Source organism: Tardiphaga sp. 862_B3_N4_1, from assembly GCF_051811085.1.
Taxonomy (GTDB): Bacteria; Pseudomonadota; Alphaproteobacteria; order Rhizobiales; family Xanthobacteraceae; genus Tardiphaga; species Tardiphaga robiniae.
Map to the genome: position 1 here is coordinate 1,589,136 of NZ_JBPWQB010000001.1, position 20,395 is coordinate 1,609,530.

15 protein-coding genes are annotated in these 20,395 nt (G+C 61.6%); 9 read left to right on the forward strand and 6 right to left on the reverse strand.

Features of this window, described 5'->3' with window-relative positions; translation table 11 throughout:
* Positions 1-8: 8 nt before the first annotated feature.
* Both AB8B02_RS07350 and AB8B02_RS07355 read right to left on the reverse strand, forming a co-directional pair.
* Entirely contained in the window at positions 9-695 is a 687-nt protein-coding gene (locus AB8B02_RS07350; protein WP_120290919.1) for a GntR family transcriptional regulator, read from the reverse strand.
* Positions 692-1,600: an amidohydrolase family protein gene (locus AB8B02_RS07355; RefSeq protein WP_439063569.1), complete on the reverse strand. Its 909-nt coding sequence runs from the start codon at positions 1,598-1,600 to the stop codon at positions 692-694. Before AB8B02_RS07355 ends, AB8B02_RS07350 begins: the two co-directional genes overlap by 4 nt.
* Positions 1,601-1,736: 136 nt before the next feature.
* On the opposite strand from AB8B02_RS07355, the gene AB8B02_RS07360 reads away from it, so the two are divergent.
* From AB8B02_RS07360 to AB8B02_RS07375, 4 genes are all read left to right on the forward strand, one after another.
* Entirely contained in the window at positions 1,737-2,705 is a 969-nt protein-coding gene (locus AB8B02_RS07360; RefSeq protein WP_439063570.1) for a Bug family tripartite tricarboxylate transporter substrate binding protein, read from the forward strand.
* 38 nt (positions 2,706-2,743) lie between these two features.
* Positions 2,744-3,139, forward strand: a complete 396-nt coding sequence (locus tag AB8B02_RS07365; protein WP_439063571.1) for a carboxymuconolactone decarboxylase family protein — start codon at positions 2,744-2,746, stop codon at positions 3,137-3,139.
* Between the two features lie 188 nt (positions 3,140-3,327).
* Positions 3,328-4,923 carry a Do family serine endopeptidase gene (locus AB8B02_RS07370; protein ID WP_089267098.1) on the forward strand — a complete coding sequence of 532 codons (1,596 nt, stop codon included), beginning with the start codon at positions 3,328-3,330 and terminating at the stop codon, positions 4,921-4,923.
* Positions 4,924-5,202: 279 nt separating this feature from the next.
* The gene (locus tag AB8B02_RS07375; RefSeq protein ID WP_089267309.1) at positions 5,203-5,883 is read left to right on the forward strand and encodes a response regulator transcription factor; all 681 of its coding nucleotides are present in this window, start codon (positions 5,203-5,205) and stop codon (positions 5,881-5,883) included.
* Between the two features lie 93 nt (positions 5,884-5,976).
* Here the strand turns inward: AB8B02_RS07375 and AB8B02_RS07380 are convergent, their stop codons facing one another.
* The 4 genes from AB8B02_RS07380 to AB8B02_RS07395 form a co-directional block, all read right to left on the reverse strand.
* Complete coding sequence (locus tag AB8B02_RS07380) at positions 5,977-7,329, reverse strand: hypothetical protein (protein WP_439063572.1); 1,353 nt, start codon at positions 7,327-7,329, stop codon at positions 5,977-5,979.
* 313 nt (positions 7,330-7,642) lie between these two features.
* Positions 7,643-8,299, reverse strand: a complete 657-nt coding sequence (locus AB8B02_RS07385) for an HD domain-containing protein (RefSeq protein ID WP_089267099.1) — start codon at positions 8,297-8,299, stop codon at positions 7,643-7,645.
* Between the two features lie 41 nt (positions 8,300-8,340).
* A complete protein-coding gene (locus tag AB8B02_RS07390) occupies positions 8,341-9,315 on the reverse strand; it encodes an alpha/beta fold hydrolase (protein ID WP_414716925.1) in 975 nt (324 codons plus the stop codon).
* A 38-nt stretch (positions 9,316-9,353) separates the two neighbouring features.
* A complete protein-coding gene (locus AB8B02_RS07395) occupies positions 9,354-10,094 on the reverse strand; it encodes an SDR family oxidoreductase (RefSeq protein ID WP_439063573.1) in 741 nt (246 codons plus the stop codon).
* Between the two features lie 248 nt (positions 10,095-10,342).
* Here AB8B02_RS07395 and AB8B02_RS07400 point away from each other — a divergent pair, with 248 nt between their 5' ends.
* The 5 genes from AB8B02_RS07400 to AB8B02_RS07420 all read left to right on the forward strand — a co-directional run bounded on the left by AB8B02_RS07400 (position 10,343) and on the right by AB8B02_RS07420 (position 20,288).
* A complete protein-coding gene (locus AB8B02_RS07400) occupies positions 10,343-11,926 on the forward strand; it encodes a winged helix-turn-helix domain-containing tetratricopeptide repeat protein (RefSeq protein ID WP_439058065.1) in 1,584 nt (527 codons plus the stop codon).
* A gap of 142 nt (positions 11,927-12,068) precedes the next feature.
* Positions 12,069-13,529: a sensor histidine kinase gene (locus AB8B02_RS07405; RefSeq protein ID WP_231080975.1), complete on the forward strand. Its 1,461-nt coding sequence runs from the start codon at positions 12,069-12,071 to the stop codon at positions 13,527-13,529.
* Positions 13,526-16,489 (forward strand): bifunctional [glutamine synthetase] adenylyltransferase/[glutamine synthetase]-adenylyl-L-tyrosine phosphorylase, encoded by a 2,964-nt coding sequence (locus tag AB8B02_RS07410; RefSeq protein ID WP_439063574.1) that lies wholly within the window; start codon positions 13,526-13,528, stop codon positions 16,487-16,489. Before AB8B02_RS07405 ends, AB8B02_RS07410 begins: the two co-directional genes overlap by 4 nt.
* 249 nt (positions 16,490-16,738) lie before the next feature.
* The gene (locus AB8B02_RS07415; RefSeq protein WP_439063575.1) at positions 16,739-17,749 is read left to right on the forward strand and encodes a Vgb family protein; all 1,011 of its coding nucleotides are present in this window, start codon (positions 16,739-16,741) and stop codon (positions 17,747-17,749) included.
* Positions 17,750-18,071: 322 nt separating this feature from the next.
* Positions 18,072-20,288 (forward strand): TonB-dependent receptor, encoded by a 2,217-nt coding sequence (locus tag AB8B02_RS07420; protein WP_309946226.1) that lies wholly within the window; start codon positions 18,072-18,074, stop codon positions 20,286-20,288.
* Positions 20,289-20,395 lie beyond the last annotated feature (107 nt).

Genomic DNA, 20,395 nt, shown 5'->3' on the forward strand with positions numbered 1-20,395 from the left:
GCCGGCGTCTATTCGGCGGGCAACACCGCCTGGATATTCCGACCCGTGCGTTCGATATGCTCCCGCAGGATCCGTGTTGCATCGCGGGTGCGGCGCTCGATCATCGCATGGGCCATGGCAGTGTGTTCTGCAGGCACATCGCGATCTGGCTGATGTTTCTTCAGGAAGATGCGGCGATAGCGATCGCTCTGATCGTGCAGCGTCGCGCAGAACTGCCGCAGCAGCGGCATCTGGCATGCCGAGATCAGTTCGGCATGGAAGGCGCGATGCGCAATCTCCCAGGCTTCCTGTTCAGCGGCCGAGCGTGAGCCGCGCTTGCAGCGGCTGAGCTGATGCAGCGAGCCGAGCACGCGTCCTTCCCAGGCGACATCGCCGTGTTCGATGGCTTCCTTGACGGCGAGGCCTTCGAGTTCGACGCGTAGCCGGATGATCTCGGCGAGATTGCTCGCCGAGACCGGCGTGACGCGATAGCCGCGCTGGTCGATCAGCGCGACGAGTCCGTCGTTCTCCAGACGACACAGCGCTTCGCGCAGCGGGCTGAGGCTGACGCCGAAGGCGGTGCGCAGGCGATCAAGATTGAGTTTGCTGCCCGGCAGTAGGTCGCCGCGCATGATCGAATCCCGCAAGCGGGCGACGAGCGTGGTGGACAATGTGGTCGGGATCGCGCCGGCCGTAGTGGTGTGTGCGGTGCTCATGATGCCTGTCCGATGCTCTCGAAACCGTAGAGCGAAGCCGGATTATCTACCAGTGCCAATTGCTGCGCTTTGGGATCCGGCAGCCAGAGCGGGATGAGATCGACGAGGTCGCCATCGTTCGGCATCGCGACCGGGCAGATCGGATGTGGCCAGTTACTGCCCCAGAGGATGCGGTCGGGACGCGCTTCGACCACGCACGCGATCATCGGCAGCATGTCGCGATGCGGATAGGGCTCTGCAGAGAGGCGATACAGGCTGGCGAGCTTGATCCAGCAGCGGTCGGTGTCGAGCAATCGCAGCAAGGTTTGGAACGGTTCGGAATCGACGCCTTCCGCGGCGCTGATCCGGGCGAGGTGATCCAGCACGAACGGACTGCGGACCTGCATCAGTTGAGGCGCGACATCGACCAGTTCGCTCGCTTTGTTGAAATGCAGCACGAGATGCCAGCCGAGATCGAAGGTCTCGTCCGCGAGGCCCGCCAGATGCGCAAAGGATGCGCCGCCGCTGACGACGGTGGACATGCGGCAGCCCCGCATGCCGCGGAGGTGCATGTCTTCGAGCTCCTGTTGCGGCAGGCCCGACGGGATCACGGCAACCCCGCGCAGTCGCCGCGGATTGAGGTCGAGGGCCGCGAGGGTCGCACTATTGTCGGTGCCGTGAGCGCCGCCATGCACGATGACGGCGCGGTCGATCCCGAGCGTTTCGTGGAGCTGCATCAGGTCGTCATAGGTGCAGTCTTCGGGCGTGTAGCTGCGCTGTTCGCTGAACGGAAATTCGACCTGCGGGCCGAAGACGTGGACATGGGTATCGCAGGCACCACGCGGCATCACGAATGCCGGCCGCTTCGGATGGCGATCGGGGCCGGGGCAGGGCTTCGGTGGGGCGCCAGGCGTATGCGCACTCATCGTGGCAACTCCCTTCAAATAAGCGATCTTTGTTCGCTGAAAATAAACGGTGGCAATCAGCCGATTTGACGACAGCCTTAAGTAGTGCCAACATAAAATCGACGAAGCAAGAAAAATCGATTATTTGGAGGTTCGCATGCGGCACGTGGTTTCTGCACTGGTGGCTCTGGTCATGTTTTCGCTGGTCGGCCAGGTTGCCCATGCAGGGTTTCCCGAACGCGGCATCAAGATCGTGGTGCCGTTTCCCGCCGGCGGATCGAACGACGTCGTTGCCCGCTTGCTTGGCACCAAGCTGCAGGAGCTCTGGGGACAGCCGGTGGTGATCGACAACCGTGCCGGCGGCGGCGGCAACATTGGCGCGGATGCAGTCGCGCGCTCGCCCGCTGATGGCTATACGTTGCTGCTGACGGCGCCCGGACCGCTCGCGGTCAATCAGTCGCTCTACGCGCAACTCCCCTTCAATCCCGCGCAGGATTTCACGCCGGTGGCGTTGATCGCGTCGGTTCCGATCGTGCTGGCGGTCAATCCGGGCGTGAAGGCGACGACGGTGGCGGAGCTGATCGCGCTCGCCAAGGCATCGCCGGGCAAACTCAATTTCGGCTCGTCCGGCCTGGGATCAACCAATCATCTGGCCGGCGAGCTGCTGAAGGCGCGCGCCGGCATCGATATCGTCCATGTGCCGTATCGCGGCGCGGCGCCGGCGATGAATGATCTGATCGCCGGTCAGATCCCGATGATGTTCGACAACATGCCCGCCATTCGTCCGCAGGTTCAGGGCGGCACGATCCGCGCGATTGCCGTGGCCGGCGCAGCACGTTCGCCTCTGTTCCCGGAGCTGCCGACCATGGCGGAGGCGGGTGTCGCGAATTTCGAGGCGTCGTCATGGTTTGGCCTCGTCGCGCCGGCCAAGATGCCGCCGGATGTGACGAAGCTGCTGGTCGACGGGGTGACCAAGGTGCTGAAGGACCCCGACATGGTGAAGCGTCTCGCCGATGTCGGCGCCGAGCCTGGCACGTTGTCCAGCGACGCGTTCGCTGCGTTTCTGCGCGCCGAGTCGGAAAAATGGGGCCAAGTGGTCAAGACAGCGGGCGCCAAGGTCGAGTAGGGACCTCATGCCAAGATCGATTTGAAAACGGGAATCATATGACGAAGAAAATTGCTGAGCTCGACGAGCTGAAGTCCCGCTACGAGACCATGATTGGCTTCACGCCGCTGAAGATCGCCAAGCGACTGGAACTCGGCATGCGCGTCGATCCCGCGCTGGTCACGGCGCTGGAGGACTGGAGGATTGCGGCGCTGACGCCGACGGCACTGGACCAGAAGACCGTGCAATTGATGTCGTTCGCGATCCTGCTGGTCCAGACGTCCGAAGCTGCTGCCAATCACGCAAAGGCTGCGATCAAGGCCGGGGCTACGCTTGAGGAACTGCACGCAAGCGCCGGAATCGCGGCGCTGTTCCGCGGCGTTGCAGCCTTCAACATGGCCGGCGAAATCCTGGCCGGTCTGTTCCCGGAGACGGCTCAAAAAACCGGCGGCTGATACCGCCGTTGCATCTGCGGATACCGGGATGATTCAGGCACGTTGTCCCCCGCGTCATCCCGCCACACCTGTATCCGCCAGATTACCAAACCTTAATTCCCCTGCCAGCCCACGGTAAGGTGGAAACCTCCATCTTCAGATCACACAAGGCGCCTTGCCCCCGCGCCGTTGCTCTGGAGATTTTCTCGATGTCCGACCGCCCCAACGATTTTTCCGAATTGCCGTCCTACAAGGCGTCCCGCCGTTCGCTGTTCTCTGCGCGTAAATTCGCGCTGATGGCGTCGGTTGTTGCGGGCCTTGGTGTTGCCGCTTATGGCCTGTCGCCCTCCAACGGTCCGGTCGACATCTTCACCACCACTGCGCACGCGCAGGTCGACAAGCAGGTCAAGTCGCAGGCCGCGCAGCCGGTCGGCTTCGCCGATATCGTCGAGCGCGTGAAGCCGTCGGTGATCTCGGTCAAGGTCAACATGAAGGAAAAGGTCGCATCGAAGGATGACGACAACAACGGCGATTCGCCGTTCCAGCCGGGCTCCCCGATGGAGCGCTTCTTCAAGCGCTTCGGCCAGGACGGCGTGCCCCCGGGCATGCGCGGTGGTCCGCGCGGCGGCGGCCGTGGCGTCGTGAGCGGTCAGGGCTCGGGCTTCTTCATCTCGGCTGACGGTTTCGCCGTAACCAACAATCACGTGGTCGATGGCGCCGACAAGGTCGAGGTCTCGACCGACGACGGCAAGACCTATTCGGCCAAGGTGATCGGCACCGATCCGCGTACCGATCTGGCGCTGATCAAGGTCGAGGGCCGCACCGACTTCCCGTTCGCCAAGCTCGCCGACGGCAAGCCGCGTATCGGTGACTGGGTGCTGGCAGTCGGCAATCCGTTCGGCCTCGGCGGCACCGTGACCGCCGGCATCGTCTCGGCCTCGGGTCGCGACATCGGCAGCGGTCCGTATGACGATTTCATCCAGATCGATGCGCCCGTGAACAAGGGCAATTCGGGTGGTCCGGCTTTCGATACGTCGGGCGAAGTGATGGGCGTCAACACCGCGATCTATTCGCCTTCGGGCGGCAGCGTCGGCATCGCGTTCTCGATCCCGGCCTCGACCGTGAAGACGGTGGTGGCGCAGCTCAAGGACAAGGGTTCGGTCTCGCGTGGCTGGATCGGCGTGCAGATTCAGCCGGTGACCCAAGATATCGCCGACAGTCTCGGCCTGAAGAAGGCGGAAGGTGCGCTGGTCGCCGAGCCGCAGGCCGATGGTCCGGCAGCCAAGGCCGGCATCAAGTCGGGTGACGTCATCACCGCGGTGAATGGCACGCCGGTCAAGGATGCACGCGAACTCGCCCGCACCATTGGCGGCTTCGCGCCGGGTAACACGGTGAAGATCAACGTGCTGCACAAGGGCGAGGACAAGGTTCTGTCCATGACCCTCGGCCAGTTGCCGAACACGATAGAGGCGAAGGCCGATGTCGATAGCGGTGACAAGGGATCGTCATCGCGCGGCAGCGACGTGCCGCGGCTCGGCCTCACGGTCTCGCCCGCGAGCAGTGTCGCCGGTGCCGGCAAGGACGGCGTGGTCGTGACCGGCGTCGATCCGAAGAGCGCCGCTGCCGAGCGTGGCTTCAAGGAAGGGGACGTCATTCTCGAAGTCGCCGGCAAGAGCGTGACCAATCCCGGCGATGTGCGCGAGGCGATTGTCGCCGCGCACAACGACAACAAGAACAGCGTGCTGATCAGGGTTCGCTCGAACGGCTCCTCGAAGTTCGTCGCCGTTCCCCTCGCGAAGAGCTGATCACCGCACATGAACGGAGAGTGTCGCCGGCATAGTCGCCCCCGCTGACGGCTCTTTCCAGGGGGCGAGCCACAAACTCGCTCCCGCTGCTTCCTTTCGATGGAAAACGCCCCCCTCCGTTGAAAGGCCAATGGGCGGTGAAGTTTTCCCCAGCTTCACCGCCTATTCTTCTTTCTGCCCCGAAGGATAACCGGCGGGCATTCCGCCGCCTTGCATGAAAGCCCGGTGCGCGCCATGGTGACCGAGACTCACAAGATCCACAGCGAATCCGATCCCCAGATGCGTCTGCTCATCATCGAAGACGACCGCGAATCCGCCGACTATCTGGTCAAGGCTTTCCGTGAGGTCGGCCATGTCGCCGATCACGCCAGCGATGGCGAGGAAGGTTTCGCGCTCGCCGATTCCGGCGATTACGACGTGCTGGTGGTCGATCGCATGTTGCCGAAGCGCGATGGACTCTCTGTTATCGGCGGCCTGCGTGACAAGGGTAACCGGACGCCGGCGTTGATCCTTTCGGCGCTGGGCCAGGTCGACGACCGCATCAAGGGCCTGCGCGCTGGCGGTGACGATTATCTGCCGAAGCCATATTCATTCGCCGAGCTGCTTGCGCGCGTCGAAGTGTTGTCGCGCCGCCAGGGTGGTCCCGCCGAAGAGACGACCTATCGCGTCGGAGATCTCGAACTCGATCGGCTGTCCCATGGCGTGACGCGCGGTGGCCAGGAGCTGGTCCTGCAGCCCCGCGAATTTCGGCTGCTCGAATATCTCATGAAACATGCCGGGCAGGTGGTCACCCGCACCATGCTGCTGGAAAACGTCTGGGATTATCATTTCGATCCGCAAACCAACGTGATCGACGTCCATATCTCGCGCCTGCGCTCGAAGATCGACAAGGGCTTCGAGCGTCCGCTACTGCACACCATTCGCGGCGCAGGGTATATGGTTCGCGATGGCATGAAGTGAGTCAAATCTCGGTTCAGTCAGTAGATTGACCCTTACGCGATCATTGCCGGTCATCATCGCGTCAATGGTCCCGGACTGCGAAAGTGATTGATCTCAATTGACGGGCGGGTGCGCGGGCGCTGACCCGGCGACTGACCGTTCGGGAACCAAGGCGCAGCGCGAGCCTTTAATGACCATCAGCGCCGTGGCCACAACGAGCCCCGTGAAGAGCAGGTAGGTGAGAGACATGTTCTCCCCTGCATCTGCCAGCAGCAGGTAAGCGAACAGTCCTGCAGTCGATGCGGCGTAGCCGAGCCACGCAAGTTTCGGAAAGCGGAAGCCGCTCTCATCACGCGAGAGGTCGAGCACCAGGTATATGGCCAGCAACGTGTTACACAGCGCCGCTGGTAGCAGGCCCATCACGATCTCGCGTTCGAATCCGAGATAGGACAGCACGCCGGAGACCTGAGCGATCACCGGAAACGGCAGGTAACGCGCATTGAGACAGGCGAGCCCGATGGACGCGACCTCGAACGCAAAGAAGTAACGATCGTGCATCTTCGGAAGCAGGTAGGGCATGATCATCAGAGATGCGCATGCGACGAGCAAAATGAACTCTGGGCCTTCTCGCTTGGACCGCGCGAGCAAGGCTGCCAGAGCCAGCCCGCCGAGCGCCGCCAATGCGAGCCCGATGGGGACACCCATCTGGTAGGGAACGCTGCCTGCGAACACCCAGATATTCGCGGCGTTCATGGTGAGGCGGTGGAACGTCTCAGCCTGCTCCATGTAGATGCTGAACACCGAGGCGATGGGTCTGCCGGCGACCACCACAGGAATGGCGAGGGCCGCATAGACCACGGGAACGGCAGCGAGCCATGCCCAGTGAATCTTGTCACGCAACATCATGCCAAGGACAAACGGCCCCAGGAATACGCCTTGCGCCTTCACCGCGACCGCGACTGCGAATGGCAAGATGCCGTTCCGATGCTGCATGAACGCGGCTATCGAAACGAGCGTGAAGAATGTCCAGATCGAGTCGGCCTGTCCCCACACAGCGCCGTTGAAGATTACTGTCGGTGCAAGCCAGACACAGCAAAAGGCAACGCACGCGCGCGATGGTGCCTTATTCGCCGACCACACGATCAGAGCTACCACAATCGCGCAGCCGAATTCGAATACGAACGAGATCGCCTTCACCAGAGTGAGGGGCTGGCCCAGCCCATTGAATTGCGCCGTGATCAACAACAGGTAACTGTAGAACGGCGTGTAGTTGGTGAAGGCTTCGCCAAGCCCGCCGATACCGCGGTCGCGCGCGAATATGTACCAGGGGATCAGGTATCGAACGGCGTCAGTGGTGGCATGCTCCCGAGCGAGGAAGCGGAGCAGGAAGCCTAAAAGAACGCATCCGATCACGATCAAGGAAACAGAAAGCCGCCGGCTATCCAACCGTCGAGCAAGCATCTGCATCAGCCTCAATTCCTCCCCCAAGCTACTTCATCTACTGCCCGATAGCGGTATTTGGTAGGATTAATCGGCCGAGTTGCCGATGTCGTTCTGGTTGTTGTCGGCCTCCAACCGGATCTGCCAAGATCCATGGAGCTTTATCCTCTTCACCCATAACTAAGGAGATTAGGCAAATTTACCCGTGATTCCCACACTTTCGCGCTTGATCAGGTCGCCGGCGAAACTATGGCAGCTGGCGAGATTGCCTTACGACAATCGTGACATTCTCCCGGAACCTGATTCTAATAAAGATGCAGCGGCGGTCCCGTCGCGCCATCTATGGCTGTTCTTCGTCGAACGGCGCGTTGATCACCAGTTCGACGACGGAGCTTGCCTTGTAGCCCGCCACGAAACGTTCGCCGAAATCGCGAATGAAGTTGTCGTAAGTGGTGCCGGGTTGGGTCCGGGCGATATGGCAGAAGCAGCGAGTCATTTTCTGCTTCATTCCCAAACGTGGAAATTCCGCGACAATTGCCGCAACGTCGCTCGGTGGAATAAGCTCATACTGCAAGCCGACGACATCGAAGCAGATGCCGGCGGTGCAGAGCGCGACTTCCGCTTCCTTGAACAGCCCAATCGACGGTGTGGAATTGAGCGCAACGCTATCCCAGATCAACTGAGCACGGCTTCGGTCGAAGCCATGCTCCCGTGCAAAGAGACGCGCGAGGTCGGCGCCTTCCACTTCGAAGCGACGCGGTCCGGCGAAGCGTTCATTGAGCGTGATGTCATGCAGCAGTGCTGCGACGGCGAGAACCTCGCCGTCGTGCTCGATGTTCTGCAGTTGAGCGAGCCGCACCGCAAACAACCATGACCTGACGACATGGTTGAACAGGTACGGTTCGCAACTGTTCCGGGCGTGGTCGATCGCGCTGGCGATGATGGCCGTATCGGGGACGGTTACTCCCGCCAGTTGCCTGTCATTGATCTGTTGCATGTTCGTCGCCTCGCTCTACCGGACCGTGAAGGTTGCTTGTGCTAGCTCTTCAGGAATTTCAGCAGCTCGGCATTGACCTGATCCGCATGGGTCGCCGTGATGCCGTGCGGTGCGCCGGGATAATAGACATCCTTGGCACCCTTGATCAGCTTGGCTGATTTCACCGCGGAGTCCTTCACGGGCACGATCTGATCGTCCTCGCCATGCAGGACGAGGGTAGGGATGTCGAACTTCTTCAGGTCTTCCGTGAAATCCGTCTCCGAGAACGCCTTCACGCTCTCATAGGCGTTCTTCGCGCCAGCCTGCATGCTCCACAGCCAGAACTGATCCAGCGTCCCCTGCGAGACTTTCGCGCCGGGCCGGTTGGCGCCGTAGAAGGCGATCGCCAAATCCTTGTAGTATTGTGAGCGGTCGCCCGCGACACCGGCGCGGATGCCGTCGAACACCTCGATCGGCAGTCCTTCCGGATTGGCTGGTGTCTTCAGCATGATCGGCGGCACCGCCGCGATCAGCACCGCCTTCTTCACGCGCTTGGTGCCGTGGCGGCCGATGTAGCGTGCGACTTCGCCGCCGCCCGTGGAATGGCCGACCAGCGTCGCGTCCTTCAGATCGAGCGTCTCGATGACTGCGGCGAGATCGTCGGCATAGCCGTTCATGTCATTGTTGTTCGAGGCCTGGCTGGAGCGGCCATGACCGCGGCGGTCATGGGCGACGACACGGTAGCCATGCTGGGCGAGAAACAGCATCTGGCCGTCCCACGCGTCCGCGTTGAGCGGCCAGCCATGGGAGAAGGTAACGACCGGGCCCTTGCCCCAGTCCTTGTAATAGATTTCGGTGCCGTCCTTTGTGGTGATGGTGCTCATGGTGCGATGTCCTTTGTGAGCGTGAGGTTTGGTTGGCTTGTCGCCGGCCTTGCCCTCGGCGATCGAGGGCAAGCCGGCAGTGATCGCAGTGATGGCGGCAGCTGCGAGCAGATCGCGGCGGGAGGGTATCGAGCGCGGAACGTCGTCGGTCATGGTCGGTCCTTGGTTGGCGGAGAGGCAGCTTGCGTCGATCAGCCCTTGAGCCAGTCGTCGAGATGGATCGCTCCGATGCGCGCGCCGGCCTCGGGCGTCAGGGAGCGATCATTGATCGGCGTGCCGAAATAGCCCACGTGGATGTCGGCGATGACCTGGCGTGGGTCCTGCTTTGCCGTCAGATATTTGCGCCCGAGTGTGTCGAGCGGGAGCGGTTCGGGCCCGGCCACCTCGACGACGCCGTTCACCGGGGTGCCCAGGGCCAGGTCCACCATGGCGGCTGCCACGTCCGCAGATGCGATGGGCTGGATCAGGGCCGGCGCCAGGCGAATCACGTCGCCGTCCACGCCGCCTTGCACGATGGCGGGGATGAATTCGAAGAACTGCGTCGCCCGCAGGATCGTGTAGGGCATTCCAGACGCCTTGATGTGATCCTCCTGGGCCAGCTTGGCACGGAAATAGCCGCTGGCTTGAAGGTGCTCGGTCCCGACCACAGACAGGGCCAGATGATGCTGGACGTCTGCGGCCTTTTCCGCCGCGAGCAGGTTGCGGCTGGATGTCTGGAAGAATTCCATCACTGGTCCATCCTCGAATGATGGCGAATTCGCCACGTCGATGACAACGTTTGTCCCGGCCATGGCCTCGGCCAGTCCTTCCCGCGTCAGGGTGTTGACGCCCGTCGACGGCGAGGCGGCGAAGACCTTGTGGCCCAGCTTCCTCAAGCCGCTCGCGACTTGCGTACCGATGAGGCCGCTACCTCCGATGACGACGATTTTCATGATATTTTCTCCCTTTCACACGGTGACGATCGTGTAGGCGGACCATGCGCCGCGGTGCACAGGAAGACTTTGCCGCAATCTTCGTTTTCTCTTGAGTTTCGCTTGGATGTTCGTTCAGAAAGGGCCGGCTGGCACGTCACCGCCGATGGCGCGCGACAGGCCAGTTGTGGGGTCGGTTCTGTTGCCTCCTGAAGGTCTTGACGGTTCATTGCCGCCGGCCGAAAACGCAGGCAGTCATGGAGCGCCGAGTGCCGTATCTGTTCGCAGGCTATGTCCTCGACCCCGACCGCAGAGAGTTGTCGCATGGCAGCGACAAGGTGGCGATCACGCCGCAGGCTTTCGACCTGCTGCTGCATCTGGTGAAGAACCGCGACCACGTCGTCAGCAAGGATGCCCTTCTCGATGCCGTGTGGGCGGGACGGATCGTGTCCGAATCGACGCTGGCCAGTCACATCAATGCGGTACGCAAGGCGCTGGGCGATAGCGGGGATGAACAGCGGCTGCTGAAGACGGTGGCGCGCAAGGGCTTTCGCTTCGTTGGCGATGTGACCGAGACGGCAATGCCGGCGCAGTCTGACGCGGCGGTTGCCGATCACGCCACATCGACGGTGAACCCGGACGCCGCGCTGACTTTGCCCGATCGGCCGTCGATCGCAGTGCTGCCGTTCCTCAATCTGAGCGGCGATCCGCAGCAGGACTATTTCGTCGATGGCATGGTTGAGGACATCATCCTCGCGCTTTCGCGGCTTCGCTGGCTGTTCGTCATCGCTCGCAACTCCAGTTTCACGTTTAAAGGCCGTGCCGTGGACGTCCGCGAGGTCGGGCGCGAACTTGGCGTGCGCTATGTACTGGAAGGCAGCGTGCGCCGTGTGGCGAACCGCGTGCGCATCACCGGGCAGCTCGTGGATACCACCACGGGCATGCATCTGTGGGGCGAGCGCTTCGAGAGTGTTGTTGATGACATCTTCGATCTGCAGGACCAGGTCACGGAAAGCGTCGTGGGCGCCATCGCGCCGCAGCTTGAATTTGCGGAGATCGAACGCGCCAAACGGAAGCCGACTGAAAGCCTCGACGCCTATGATTACTACCTGCGCGGACTGGCGAATTTTCATGTGTCGACGCGCGATGGAATCGATGCGGCGTTGGCGAATTTCTACAAAGCCATCGAGCTCGATCCAGACTTCGCTGCCGCCTATGGGATGGCCGCGGGATGCTTCTACTGGCGCAAGATGAACCGCTGGCTTTCCGATCGTGTGGCTGACGGGCGTGAAGCGGCGCGGCTTGCCGAGCGTGCTGTGACGCTTGGCAAGAATGATGCGGTGGCGCTGACACGTGGCGGCCATGCCTGGCCGCATTTCGGCGGCGACCTGCATGCCTGCGTCGCCTATGTCGATCGTGCGCTGGTGCTCAATCCCAATCTCTCGACGATCTGGTACCTCGGCGGCTATCAACGCGTTTCGCTCGGCGAGCACGACGAGGCCATCGCTTATTTTTCACGCGCCATGCGGCTCAGTCCGCTCGATCCCGAGACATTCCAGATGCATACGGGAATCGCGATGTCGCATCTCTATTCGCGACGCTTTGATACCGCGCTCGATTGCTTGCGGGAGGCGTCGCGCGAGGTGCCGAACATTCTCCGTGTCGCTGCATTCCAGGCGGCCGCGCATGCTCTGGGTGGGCGAATGGAGGAGGCGCGTGAGGCGATGGGCCATGTGCGTCGGCTCGATCCCACATTGCGGCTCAGCAATATTGACGACTGGCTGCTGGTGCGGCGACCGCAGGACTTCGCACTTGCATCGGAAGGCCTGCGAAAAGCCGGCCTTCCGGAATGAACCTGGCTGAAAGAGAAAATTCCTGCAGTCGGGCGACATTACCAACATCTCATATTCACGCCCTGTTTGTTACGGCTTGCGCCTGCTAGAACAGGGCATGACTTCCAGAACCTTCCATTTCCGCACGTCCCGAGCGTGACCCGTGACGGCTATCGGTAAACTGTTTCGCACGACGGCCTTCCGGTTGACGTTGGCCTATCTGCTGCTGTTTGCGCTGTTTGCAGCATCGCTGCTCGGCTATTTCGCCTGGAATACACACCGGCTGATCAATGATCAGATCACGACCACGGTCGATGACGAAATGACTGAGCTGAGCGATCTGTTCGGACGGCGCGGCTTGCGTGGAATCGTGGGCGCCATCGAGAACCGGGCGCTGCGTCCTGGCGCCAACCTCTATCTGATCACGACACCGGCGGGTCAATCCATCGCCGGCAACGTGTCCTCACTGGCGCCTGGCGTGATGGCGACCACGGGCTGGTCCGAGACCGCCTATCGCCGGCTCGACGATCCCGACTCGTCCAACCATCGCGCACTGGTGAAGGTGACGCAATTGAGCAGCGGCTTCCGGCTGCTGATCGGCCATGATCTCGAAGAACGCCGGCGTCTATTCGACATCGTCGGCGATGCCGCAAAGTGGTCGGTGCTGATCGTCGTTGTCCTTGGTCTCGGGGGCGGTATCTTCGTCGCCAGCCGCGTGCTGCGGCGGATCGACGCCATGACCGGCACCACCCAGCGCATCATGGCGGGCGATCTCTCCGGCCGTCTGCCGGTCGGACGCAGTGGCGACGAACTCGACCGTCTCGCGGAAAATCTCAATGCCATGCTGGAGCGCATCGAAGCGCTGATGACAGGACTGAAGGAAGTCTCGGACAATATCGCCCATGACCTCAAGACGCCGCTCACGCGGCTGCGCAATCGGGCCGAGGAGGCGCTGGCGCGATCCAGCAACGAGGCCGAATATCGTGCAGCGCTGGAACGCACCATCGAGGAATCCGATGGCCTGATCCGGACCTTCAATGCGCTGCTGATGATCGCACGTGCTGAATCAGGGCAAGCGCGCGGCAATATGGACAATTTCGACGCTGCTGAAGTGGCCGAGGGCATCCACGAGCTCTATGAACCGCTGGCTGAAGACAGCGACCTCACGCTGACCGTCAAGACCGCGGCTGCGCCGCTGCGCGGCAATCGCGAACTGATCAGCCAGGCGCTCGCCAATCTCGTCGAAAACGCCATCAAATATGGCAAACCTGCGATCACGGACGAGAATGCCGATAGCGCAGGCGCTGCGGCTGCCAAGGACATCGTGATCGAGGCGCGGCGCGATGGCGATCAGGTGCTGCTCAGCGTGTCCGATCATGGTCCAGGCATTCCCGAAGCCGATCGGAAACATGCGGTGGAGCGCTTCGTGCGGCTGGAAGCGAGCCGCACATTGCCCGGTTCCGGCCTCGGTCTCAGTCTTGCATCTGCCGTGGCCACGCTGCACGGCGGTGAATTGCAGCTGGGCGACAATCATCCAGGGTTGCGGGTCACGTTGGCGCTGCCGGCAGTGGCCGCCGAAGGCCTTGCGGGTCAAACGGGGAATGTGCCACAGAAGTCGGCATGACCTCAGCCGCAACAGGCGAGGGCCAGCTCCCGCTGGCCGCGCAATTCGTCAGCGGACCGCAGCTGTTCGCCCCCGCCGATGCCGAGCAGCGCTTCGGCGAATGGCTCGCCGATATCGCGCCGGACGATGCCGGCGCGTTTCGTGCGATCACCGACCAATTTCCGCACGTCAAGGCGATCCTGCTCGGCATTGCCGAGGCCTCGCCCTATCTGTTCGATCTGATCCGTGCCGATGCCGGTCGTGCATTGCGGCTGCTGCATTGCGATCCCGATCGCCATCTCACCACTCTGATCGCCGAGACCTCGGCGAATGTCGCTGCCGCCGGTGGCGATCCCGATGTCATGCATCTGCTGCGACGCATGAAATCAGAAGCGGCCTTGTTGATTGCGCTGTGCGACATCGGCGGCGTCTGGCCGGTGATGCGCGTCACGCGGGCGCTGACCGATCTCGCTGTGTCCTCCGTCCAGACGACGGTGCGTTATCTGCTGCGCCAGGACATGGCACGCAAGCGCATCCTGCCGCCGGATCCCGAGAATCCGGAGCAGGGCAGCGGCCTGATTGTGCTGGCGATGGGCAAGATGGGCGCCGGCGAACTGAACTATTCCAGCGACATAGACCTCATCGTTTTCTTCGATCTCGAAGCGCATACGCTGGCCGAGGATATCGAGCCGAATTCATTCTTCGTGCGCATCGCGCAGGGCGTGTCGCGGCTGCTGCAGCAGCGCACCGGCGACGGCTATGTGTTCCGCGTCGATCTGCGGCTGCGACCCGATCCCGCCTCGACGCCGGTAGCGGTCTCGACCGCGTCGGCGCTGCATTACTATGAGCGCGAGGGGCGTACATGGGAGCGCGCGGCAATGATCAAGGCGTTTCCTTGCGCCGGCGATTTCAAGGCCGGCGAGGCGCTGCTGGCCGAGATCGCGCCTTTCGTCTGGCGCAAGCATCTGGATTTCGCCGCGCTGGCCGATGTCCATGACATGAAACGGCAGATGCAGACGTTTCGCGGGCAGAATGAAATCTCCGTCGAGGGCCACAATGTCAAGGTCGGGCGTGGTGGCATCCGCGAGATCGAGTTCTTCGCCCAGACCCAGCAGTTGATTGCCGGCGGACGCCATCCCGAATTGCGCGTGCGGCCGACGCTGGAGGCGCTGAATATTCTCGCTGCCAGCAACTGGATCACCTTCGAGGCGCGCGATGAACTGACGCTCGCCTATGAATTCCTGCGCAGTGTCGAGCATCGGCTGCAGATGGTGGCCGACGAACAGACTCACTCGCTGCCCGACGACGTCGGCGCCATGGAACGCCTTGCGCGCTTCTTCGGCTATGACAGTCGTGAAGCCTTCGCCAGTGATTTGCTCGGGCATCTCAATTGCGTGCAGGGGCATTATGGCCGCCTGTTCGAGGGCGACCCCACCGATAACGTCCATCTTCCGGCGGTCGACTATAAAGCGGGCGCGACGGATCAGCGACTGCTCGAACATTTCACCAAGCTCGGTTTCCGCAAGCCGGCCATGGTGGCGGAGACGGTGCAGCACTGGATGACGGATGATTATCGCGCGCTCAAATATGAGGGCACGCGGCAGGCATTCATGGAATTCGTGCCTTCGCTGATCGTCGGGCTGGCCGATGCCGAGGAGCCAGATCTTGCGGTCGTCGCGTTCGATCGCTTCCTGCAGGCGTTGCAGCGCGGCGGCCGGCTGATCTCGCTGCTCAGCCAGAACCGCGATCTCGTCGCGCTGGTGGCGCTCGTGCTCGGCGCGGCGCCGCGTCTGGGTGACATGCTGGCGCGGCAACCGCAGATCATGGACGGCCTCATCGATCCGCGCTTCTTCGGCGCCATGCCGGACCAGCGCGAATTGTCGACGCGGCTGGCGGCGACCCTCGAAGACGCCAATTCCTATGAAGAGTTTCTCGATCGTCTGAGGCTGTTCGGGCAGGAGAGCCTGTTCCTGATCGGCACGCGCATTCTGTCGGGCACCGTGTCGGCGCAGCAGGCGGGCATCGCTTTCGCCGACGTCGCCGAAGGCATCGCGCATACGCTGCATGGACTGGTGCTCGATCAGTTCGTCGCCCAGCACGGCCGCATCAAGGATCAAGAGACCGCAATCGTCGCGATGGGCAAGCTCGGCAGCCGCGAGATGACGGCGGCGTCGGATCTCGATCTGATTTTGATTTACGACTTCGATCACGACGCGCCGGACTCAGATGGACCGCGCCCGCTGCACGGTGCGCAATATTTCGCGCGGCTGACGCAGCGCCTGATCAGCGCCTTCACCACGCGCACCAATTATGGCGTGCTCTACGAGGTCGATATGCGGCTTCGCCCGTCGGGCCGTGCAGGACCGCTGGCGTCGCGCGTAGATTCCTTCGCTGAATATCAGGAGACCGAGGCCTGGACCTGGGAGCACATGGCACTGACGCGCGCGCGGGTGATTTCGGCGACGCCCGCGTTCCGGGAGAAAATTGAACTGGTCATCCGCGACGTGCTGACGCGTCCGCGTGAAACCACGATCATCGCCAACGATGTTGCCGAGATGCGTCAGGCCATCGCCGAGGAGAAGGGCGAAGACGATATCTGGGACCTGAAACATGCCGCGGGTGGCATGGTCGATATCGAATTCATCGCGCAGTATCTGCAGCTGGTACATGCCGCAGAGAAGCCCGAGATCCTCAGCATCAGCACGCAACAGGTGCTGGAGAACGCGGCGCGGCTGGGCATTCTGTCGCCAGCCGCCGCCGATGTGCTGCGTCCGGCGGTGCGGCTCTATCACGACCTCACGCAGGTGCTGCGGCTGTGTGTGAGCGACAAGTTCAAGCCGGAGACGGCAGGCACGGATCTGTTGCGCATACTCGCACGCGTGAGCAACGAGCCCGACTTCTCCTCGCTGCAAGCGCGGGTGCGCGATATGCAAGCCGACGTGCGGCAGGTGTTCCGCGCTGTTGTCGAAGGTCAGACATAGACCTATCTGCCGCGCCGTGCGGCGGGCATGCGAGTTGTGTATGACGGGCTGCGTATGATCTCGCGTGAACGGCTGGATAGATTCTAAACCCGCCGCATTGTGACCGCACCCTGACGTCCTGTAGGTCCGCATTTCGTTTGCCGATGACATGCGGCTTGAGATGTTGCAGTTGCCTGCGCCCGAATGTCGCAGCATCGGCGATGTCATCATGCATCAGCACTGAAATGAAACCGCCGATATGGAGTCGACATGCAGGTTCTAGGCTTCCGCGCCGCTACCGTTGCTTTTGCCTTGGTCGCTGCATTTGCTCCGAACGGGACCAAGGCGGATGAAATCTCTCTGATCGAGAAGTCACTTCCCGGAGAGGGGCAGCGCCCGCAAGCGATCGTTGTCGGCCCGGATGGAAATTTGTGGGTGACGGAAGTCATCAAGCACCAGATTTTTCGGGTCACGCCAAACGGTGAGATGAGTTTCTTTCGCGTTCCGGGCGATCAGGTCGGAGTTATTCAGGGGATCACGTCTGGCCCTGACGGCAATCTTTGGTTCACGTCACGCGAAGAGAACGCCATTCGCCGGATCTCGACCAAAGGGGAATTCAACGGGACATTTGCGATCCCCTCACAGGCCACGACACCCACGAAATTCAACACGGGATCATGGCCGCGCGGCATTACGGTCGGTCCGGACGGTCAGATTTGGTTTGCGGAAATGGCGGCGAACAAGATCGGCCGCGTGACGCTGACCGGAGAGTTTTCGGAGTTCGCAATCCCGACGGAAAATGCCGAAGCCTATGGTGTGGTGACAGGCCCCGATCAGAATTTGTGGTTCACGGAAAGCGGGGCCGGAAAGATCGGACGACTCGACGTCAAGACAGGAAAGATCACGGAATTTCCGCTCGGCAATCCGAAGTCACGCCCGCGCGACATCACGATCGGGCCCGATGGTCATCTCTGGTTTTCCATGAATGGCTCCGATCACATCGGCAGAATATCTATGGCTGGCGAGATCAAGGAGTTTCCATTGCCAGCAGAGACGCGCCCCATTGGTATCGCCGCGGGAGCCGATGGCAATGTCTGGTTCACCGCTTTCAAGTCGCACAAGATCGGTCGTATCACGCCGGCAGGTGAAGTTTCGTTCTTCGATCTCAAGACGGAGAACGCGCAGCCCTTTGGCATGACGAAAGGACCGAGTGGCGTGGTCTGGTTTACGTCCCAGGCCAATCAGGTCGGACACGTTCACATCACGGCGAAGCGCCAGTGATGATCGTGATTGCGCGCCGAGAGGGCGTGCGAGTGCGTTGCTATCCAATCTGATAATCTGCAGGGTTCCAGAGTAAAATAAGGTCCTGCAGAATTCATCGCCTGTGTCAAATCGCATGCGCACGATAGCGAGTTGCATACGGAGTTCCGAGTATGAAGCGGAGTGAAGCATTAGATAGAATCTAGACGCGCCGCATTGTGACCGCACCATGTCATCCTGTAGGCCCCATTGAGTTAGTCGACAGAAGTCGGCGATGTTTTTTGGGGCGACTGATTCAATGACGCGCAGAACTACACTTCACAAGAAAACCCTTTTGGCTGCTGTGAGCGCATTCGCGTTATTGCTTGATGCCGACGCAACGGTTGTTGCGCAGACCTCGCAAGCGCTGCCCGCCGTTGAAGTGCATGCGCCGACGCCGCGTGCGGTCCGTCGTGTCGCGCCGCGCCGAAATGCCGCAGTCACGCCGCGTGCGACGCCGCGGCCGGTGGAGCGTCGCACACCGACGACGCCCCCGACTGGCATGATCGGCTCGCTGCCGGCGGCTTATGCCGGCGGGCAGGTCGCATCCGGCAGCCAGGTTGGTTTGCTCGGTAATCGCGGCGTAATGGATACGCCGTTCAACCAGACGAGCTACACGGCGCAGACGATTCAGGATCAGCAGGCGCGTAAGCTCGACGACGTGTTCGCGAACGATCCGTCGGTGCGTGTCACCGTGCCGCGTCTCAGCGGTTTTGATCAATTGAATATTCGCGGCTTCAGCGTGTCCAGCACGGCTTACGGGCTGAACGGACTTTACGGTATCGCGTCCGCGTTCTCGCTCTCGTCGCTGTCAGCCATCGAACGCGTGGAAGTTCTGAAGGGGCCGTCAGCCCTGCTCAATGGCATGCCGCCCGGCGGTGGCGGCGTCGGCGGCAGCGTCAATCTGGTGACCAAGCGGGCGGGCGACGTGCCGCTTGCGCAGATCACGAACACCTATTCGTCGCGGTCGCAATTTGGCACGCAACTGGATGTCGGCCAGAGATTCGGCGAGTTCAAGGAATTCGGCGTTCGCTTCAATGGCAGCTACAAGGACGGTGCCACGGAACTTGCCAATCAGAACCAGGAAGTCGGCAATGCGTTTGTCGGGCTAGACTATCGCGGCGAGCGGGTGCGCCTCTCAGCCGATATCGGCTACGAGAACAACAATGCCACCGCGATGACGCGCTTCGTCGATCTCGGCAATCTCACGGCACTACCAGCAGCGCCGGACGCTCGCGCGAACTACATGCCGAACTGGGGCTTCTGGAATTCGGAATCGCGTTACGCGCTCGTCCAGGGTGAAGTGGATATCACCGAGAATCTCACGGCCTATGCCCAGGCAGGTATCGGTACCAGCAACACGCGATATCTTTATTCCGATATCCGGATGGACAGTCTGAACGGCAACTTCAACGGGACGCCGAGGCGTAACAACCAGAAGCACGAGCGGACGGCGGCCCAGGCGGGCTTCCGCGCGAATGTCGATACCGGCCCGGTCAATCACTCCATCAATTTCAACGTAGCGACAGCGGAAGCCGAGACGGGTATTCTCAACGTCTCGGGAGCGCTGTTCAGGTCGAACCTGTACAATCCGCGTCAAAGTCCCTTCCCGAACGTGGACGTCGGCGCGCCTCGCAAAACTTCCGGCACGGACCAGTCCAGTTTCGGTGTTGCCGATACCATGTCGATCTGGAACAACCGGATCCAGCTCACCGTCGGTGTCCGGCACCAATATGTGGAGTCGGAATCGTTCGCCATGGGCACGGGAACGAGGACCGGCGGTTACGATGCATCGGCGACGACACCAGCCTATGCGCTCGTCATCAAGCCGCTGGAGAACGTCTCGGTTTATGCCAACTATATCGAGGCGCTGGAAACAGGCTCGATTGTCGGCGAGAGTTTTGCGAATGCCGGACAGGTGCTGCCGCCATACCGGTCGACGCAGCATGAGATGGGCGTCAAGATCGACTGGGGAAGGATCACGACCACGGTGAGCGCCTTCGACATCATGCGCCCGTTCCAGATTGTTGATCGTCCGACCAATACCCTGTCGCAGGGAGGCGAAAGCCGTAACCGCGGCGTTGAAATCAATGCGTTTGGCGAGGTGACCGAGGGACTGCGCCTGCTCGGTGGTGTCATGTTCCTCGATGCACGACAGGAGAAGACGGAGAGAGGGACATATGATGGTTTGCGTACCTTCAACGTTCCTGACACGCAGTTTAATCTTGGTGGCGAATGGGACGTACCATTCCTGCGCGGGCTGACGGTGACCGGCCGCGCGATCCATACGGGCGGATATTTTTCGGACCAAGCGAACAAGGTCTCCGGCGCGAGCTGGACACGTTATGATGCGGGGGCTCGCTATGCGTTTGCCTCACCCTGGAACAGCAAGCCCGTGGTGATCAGGTTCTCGGTCGAGAATCTGCTCGACAGCAACTATTGGCAGGCTGCGACCAATGATGGATATGTGATCCTCGGCGCGCCGCGAACCTATCTTGTCTCGACGACCTTCAACTTCTAGGCTTGACGAAGCGCGTCCCGGACGCGGTGCACTTTGATGACACGCGCCGCGTCCGGGACTGTCTTCGAACGATTGCTTGAGCCAGACTCTGCGCTGCTTGAGAGACG

Bases quoted from the DNA above. Each gene is read 5' to 3' on its own strand.
- AB8B02_RS07350 (WP_120290919.1), bottom strand. From the start codon at position 695: ATGAGCACCGCACACACCACTACGGCCGGCGCGATCCCGACCACATTG.
- AB8B02_RS07355 (WP_439063569.1), bottom strand. From the start codon at position 1,600: ATGAGTGCGCATACGCCTGGCGCCCCACCGAAGCCCTGCCCCGGCCCC.
- AB8B02_RS07360 (WP_439063570.1), top strand. From the start codon at position 1,737: ATGCGGCACGTGGTTTCTGCACTGGTGGCTCTGGTCATGTTTTCGCTG.
- AB8B02_RS07365 (WP_439063571.1), top strand. From the start codon at position 2,744: ATGACGAAGAAAATTGCTGAGCTCGACGAGCTGAAGTCCCGCTACGAG.
- AB8B02_RS07370 (WP_089267098.1), top strand. From the start codon at position 3,328: ATGTCCGACCGCCCCAACGATTTTTCCGAATTGCCGTCCTACAAGGCG.
- AB8B02_RS07375 (WP_089267309.1), top strand. From the start codon at position 5,203: ATGCGTCTGCTCATCATCGAAGACGACCGCGAATCCGCCGACTATCTG.
- AB8B02_RS07380 (WP_439063572.1), bottom strand. From the start codon at position 7,329: ATGCAGATGCTTGCTCGACGGTTGGATAGCCGGCGGCTTTCTGTTTCC.
- AB8B02_RS07385 (WP_089267099.1), bottom strand. From the start codon at position 8,299: ATGCAACAGATCAATGACAGGCAACTGGCGGGAGTAACCGTCCCCGAT.
- AB8B02_RS07390 (WP_414716925.1), bottom strand. From the start codon at position 9,315: ATGACCGACGACGTTCCGCGCTCGATACCCTCCCGCCGCGATCTGCTC.
- AB8B02_RS07395 (WP_439063573.1), bottom strand. From the start codon at position 10,094: ATGAAAATCGTCGTCATCGGAGGTAGCGGCCTCATCGGTACGCAAGTC.
- AB8B02_RS07410 (WP_439063574.1), top strand. From the start codon at position 13,526: ATGACCTCAGCCGCAACAGGCGAGGGCCAGCTCCCGCTGGCCGCGCAA.
- AB8B02_RS07415 (WP_439063575.1), top strand. From the start codon at position 16,739: ATGCAGGTTCTAGGCTTCCGCGCCGCTACCGTTGCTTTTGCCTTGGTC.